Source organism: Pseudomonas sp. PB105 (assembly GCF_009764655.1).
In the GTDB taxonomy this organism is placed as follows: Bacteria; Pseudomonadota; Gammaproteobacteria; order Pseudomonadales; family Pseudomonadaceae; genus Aquipseudomonas; species Aquipseudomonas cyclaminis.
This window is the reverse complement of the sequence record NZ_RWIO01000029.1, coordinates 1-4,310: the sequence shown is the minus strand read 5'-3', so window position 1 is coordinate 4,310 and position 4,310 is coordinate 1. Positions and strand designations below refer to the sequence as shown.

General features: G+C 58.7%; 5 protein-coding genes. 1 reads left to right on the top strand and 4 read right to left on the bottom strand.

The annotated features are described in order from the left end of the window. Positions 1-328: 328 nt before the first annotated feature. The 4 genes from EJD88_RS06210 to EJD88_RS06195 all read right to left on the bottom strand — a co-directional run bounded on the left by EJD88_RS06210 (position 329) and on the right by EJD88_RS06195 (position 3,597). Positions 329-520 carry a PLDc N-terminal domain-containing protein gene (locus tag EJD88_RS06210; protein ID WP_003172956.1) on the bottom strand — a complete coding sequence of 64 codons (192 nt, stop codon included), beginning with the start codon at positions 518-520 and terminating at the stop codon, positions 329-331. Between the two features lie 67 nt (positions 521-587). Continuing rightward, the gene (locus EJD88_RS06205; RefSeq protein ID WP_158877236.1) at positions 588-1,118 is read right to left on the bottom strand and encodes a hypothetical protein; all 531 of its coding nucleotides are present in this window, start codon (positions 1,116-1,118) and stop codon (positions 588-590) included. 41 nt (positions 1,119-1,159) lie between these two features. Beyond that, positions 1,160-1,675: an ankyrin repeat domain-containing protein gene (locus EJD88_RS06200; RefSeq protein WP_158877234.1), complete on the bottom strand. Its 516-nt coding sequence runs from the start codon at positions 1,673-1,675 to the stop codon at positions 1,160-1,162. A 95-nt stretch (positions 1,676-1,770) separates the two neighbouring features. Beyond that, positions 1,771-3,597 carry a long-chain-acyl-CoA synthetase gene (locus tag EJD88_RS06195; protein ID WP_158877232.1) on the bottom strand — a complete coding sequence of 609 codons (1,827 nt, stop codon included), beginning with the start codon at positions 3,595-3,597 and terminating at the stop codon, positions 1,771-1,773. Between the two features lie 395 nt (positions 3,598-3,992). Here EJD88_RS06195 and EJD88_RS06190 point away from each other — a divergent pair, with 395 nt between their 5' ends. Next, entirely contained in the window at positions 3,993-4,271 is a 279-nt protein-coding gene (locus EJD88_RS06190) for a DUF3509 domain-containing protein (protein WP_010208870.1), read from the top strand. The last annotated feature ends 39 nt before the right edge of the window (positions 4,272-4,310 follow it).

The window sequence follows — 4,310 nt, the reverse complement described above, 5'->3', positions numbered from 1 at the left end:
GCGAAGGCCTTTTGGTTACTTTTGTGCCTTTACAAAAGTGACACGCCGTAAGGGCGTAACCCTAAGTAGCCGTTACCGCAGAAACGGATATGTACTCGGTCAGATCCAACATCCTGGTCGGCTGTCAAGCCGCCATCGGGGGCAAGCCCCCTCCCACATTTAAATCGCGGGGCATCAATTAGATACGCGTCGGCTATCAGGTTGTCACGGGAGCAAGCCCCTTCACCACAGGTTCAGGGCCACGCCAAAGTTGTGTAGATACCTATGGCCATCGGGGGCAAGCCCCCTCCCACACTGGGTAGTGCCTACTCCGGGTAGAGTGAGGCGATCAGATCCGCACGTTGCCCCGTGGCCCGGCAATCGCCCAGATAATCAGGCCCAGTACCGGCAGCAGCAGGATCAACAGGATCCACAACACCTTGGCGCCCGTGCTTGCGCCGCTTTTGAACACGTTGATGATCGCCCAGATATCCAGCGCGAGGATGATCAACCCAATCAAGCCATTAAAAGTGGAACCCATGGTGTCGCTCCTAAGTGAGGGCATGCCCTTGTAGGATAGTCAGCCCTGGCCGGGGTTCCGTTTTATTTCAGACGTGGATTGCCACCTTCAGCGCTTCCAGGGATGGCTCGGCCTTGATGCCGACTTCGCCACACAGCTCCAGCACCCGTGGCAGGTCGTTGCCGAACACCAATACAGCCTGGATCTCATCATCCAGCGGCTGGCTGAAATCAAGCAGCACATAGCCGCCATCTTCCGGGCTCAGGGCACTCATCTGGATCTGAATGCGGTTCAGGGCAGTGAGGCTTTCGGTCTTGGCCAATTGCTTGGGCTTGAGGTTGAACGAAACGCCCGGGCCGAACGAGGCGACGATCTGCGCAAACAGCTCACCGTACGTGTCGGCCTGGAACAGCACGGTCTCCGGCAGGCTGCCCACCACCACCCACTCCCCCAACGGAATCGGGAAGCTGTCGTCGTAGTTGATGTCCGGGTTGGCGGCCAGAAATGCAGCAGGATCCGCGTAGGCTTGGGCAGCCTCATCGGCGATCTTCGCGACCTCGTCGTCGCCCATGACCCCGGCGCTGATTTTGCTGATGAGTTCGACGAGGCTGGTTTTCATGGGGCGATCCTGTAGCGGGCTGGTTTTTGAGGGCGCAAAGCCTACACCAGTTTCTGCAACTGCGCCGCCGTATCCACTGCGCCCATGGTCTGGGCGGCTGCCAACGCGGTTGCGCCTTGGGCATCCGTAGCCTTGGGGTTGGCGCCCTGGCCCAGCAGGTAGTCAACCATGTCGACGCGGTTGAACATGGCCGCCATCATCAGCGCGGTGCGGCCATCAGAGGACGCGGCGTCTACCGGCGTACCGCCTTCGATCAGCGCCTTGACCACCGGCAGGTTGCCTTTGAAGGCGGCACCGGCAATCGGCAGTTGGTTCTTGTCATTGGCGATCAGCGGGTCGGCCTTGAACTCCAGCAGGACTTTTACCGCCTCGGCGTGGCCGTGGTAGGCCGAGAGCATCAGCAGGGTGTCGCCATTGTGATTGCGCAAATTGGCCGGCAAGCCTTTGGCCAGCAGCGCGGCAAGCATGGCCGCGTCACCGCTGCGGGCAACGTCGAAGACTTGCTCGGCAAATTCAGCGGCTTCATCTTCGGTCATTTGTTTCGGCTGGTCGGACATGTGGGGCTCCTTATCTGGTGCTTATAGGGCGCCAAGTGTCGCGAGGGAGTTCCCACCTGTCATGGTTTTTTTGTCAAAAGCCCCGATAGGCACAATCAATAGCGGAATTGACCGCCCTGGATCTGCGCCAGCAATTGCCCGGTGACCGGCACGTAGCAGTCCGAACCCGGCAGCCAGGCATACACCGGGTCATTGCCCGACTTGCCTGGATCAAAGGCCTCCTCCTTGAGCTTGACCTTCTGGTACTTGAAGGTGCCGGTGGTTTCCATCTTGACCTTGATCCGCAGGAACAGCGGCACCGCATAGGCCGGCAATTGGCCGTGGGCGAACTGCAGCAGTTCGCGCATATCCAGCGCGGCCAGGGATTCGCTCGGGGTGATGGCGACCATGCCCGCACGGCCGTTGGTGTTTTCGATCTCGACGCCATAAGCCACCACTTCGGCGATCTGCGGGTGTTGCAGCAGGACGTTCTCGACTTCGGTGGTGGAGACGTTTTCACCTTTCCAGCGGTAGGTGTCCCCCAGGCGATCGACAAATTGCGCATGGCCGAAGCCAATGCTGCGCAACAAGTCGCCGGTATTGAAGTAGCGGTCGCCCTTTTCAAACACGTCGGTGAGCACGACCTTGCGGTTCTTTTCCGGGTCGGTGTAGCCGTCGAAGGGGGATTTTTCATCGATTCGTGCCAACAACAGGCCCTGCCCGCCCGTGGGCACTTTATGCATGAAGCCATCGCTGCCACGCAGCGGCTCGCCGCCTTCGTGGTCGTAGTCGACGAGGGCCCAATGCTGCAGGCAAAAGCCAATGGTGTTGTCGAAATTCAAGACGTTGGTAAAGCCGATATTGCCGTCGCTGGCCGCGTACAACTCGCAGATATGCTCGACGCCGTAGCGCGTCTTGAACTGCGCCCACACGCCAGGGCGCAGGCCGTTGCCGACCATCTTGGTGACGCGATTGTCACGGTCGTTCTCGCCGGGCGGCTGGTCAAGCAGGTAACGGCACAACTCGCCGACGTAACCGAGGGTGGTTGCCTTGAACTTACGCGCGTCATCCCAGAACTGGCTGGCGCTGAACTTGCGGCGGATGGCAAAGCCCGACGCGCCGACAATCGCCGAACCCCAGCACACACATAATCCGGTGGCGTGGTACAGCGGCAAGGTGCAATAGAGGACATCATCCGGGCCCATGTCCAGGGCGATGCTGCCGAAGCTGACGGCAGTCTTGGTCCAGCGACCATGTTTCATGATCCCGGCCTTGGGCAGGCCGGTGGTGCCTGACGTGTAGATATAAAAGCACGGGGCATTGAAGAATATCTGCGCGGTGCTGGCCGGGTTCTGCACCGAGCACCCGGCACTGGCCGCCATCAGATCGATATAACCGTCCGGCACCTCGCTGGACGGCTGGTCGGCGACGAACCAGGTTCGATCAGCCGTGATCGCGACCTGATCACGCACGTCTTGATAGGACGCCACCAGTTCCGCCCCGACAATAATGGCTACCGGGCTCACCAGGTTCAGGCTGTGCACCAGGGCCGCTTGGGTTTGCGCAGTATTGAGCATCGCGCAGACGCCCCCCAGCTTGGCCACGGCCAGCACGTTCAAGAGTAATTCGGGGCGATTTTCGACAAACAACGCCACTACGTCGCCTTTGCCAATGCCCTGGGCATGCAGGTGATGGGCGATACGATTGGCACGCTGGTTGGCTTCGGTATAGCTGAGCGCCCGGTCGCCGTACAGCAACGCATTGCCATCGGGATTGCGCAGGGTAGCTTGCTCAAAGTGCCACCCCAACCCGCAAGGCTGCGCGGGGTCGGTGACATTGGCGGCACGCATGCCACGCACGACGCGTGGCAGGGCACGAACAATGGAGGGCACCTTACGCAGCAACTTGCCCCAGGTGATCATGTCGTTCTGCGGGTGGCTCATGGCGGAACATCCTTTTTCTTATTGTTCGTATGATCCCAACGCATCCATACCTCCGTAAGAGGGAGGCCCAATGCATTGCAGGAAAATACGTCAGCCCTTCTTCGACTGTACACGCGGGATTTGAAAAGTTTTGTATCCCGACCGACGACAGCGGAAAAACGGAATTTAGCGGCGCAAAGGCAGTCTTCATAAATAACGGGGCGCCGATTCGACCGTCCCGAGTAGCGCAAAATGCAGGATGCATGATGGCCATTCATGCAAATTGCACGAAACCGAAAATTTTATATTTTTATAAACTACTGATTTATAACGATATTTTAATAAATCAGAAGCTGGCACAATCACTGCACCTATCACTCCATGCTTGCCAACTTGAGCCAACGGAGCTGATAGACATGAGCCTGATCCAAGATAAATTCGCTTCAGTATTCTCCAACTACGACGTGACCACCCAGCCACGTCCCGACGGCGGTATCCTGTTGACCCTGCGCAACAGTGAAGGCAAACAGGTCAAGCGCTCGATTTCCTACCAGCAGTTGCACACTGCCGATCAACTCACTTGGGTGATCAGCGCCATCCGCCGCGACCTGGCCGAACAAGCCAGTGACCTGCCACAGATTTCGATGCTGCAAAGCCAGAATCGCTTTGCACTGCCGACCTACCATTCGGCTTAAGCACTGCACTATAAAAAGGGCCGCGACGCCGTTGAGCGT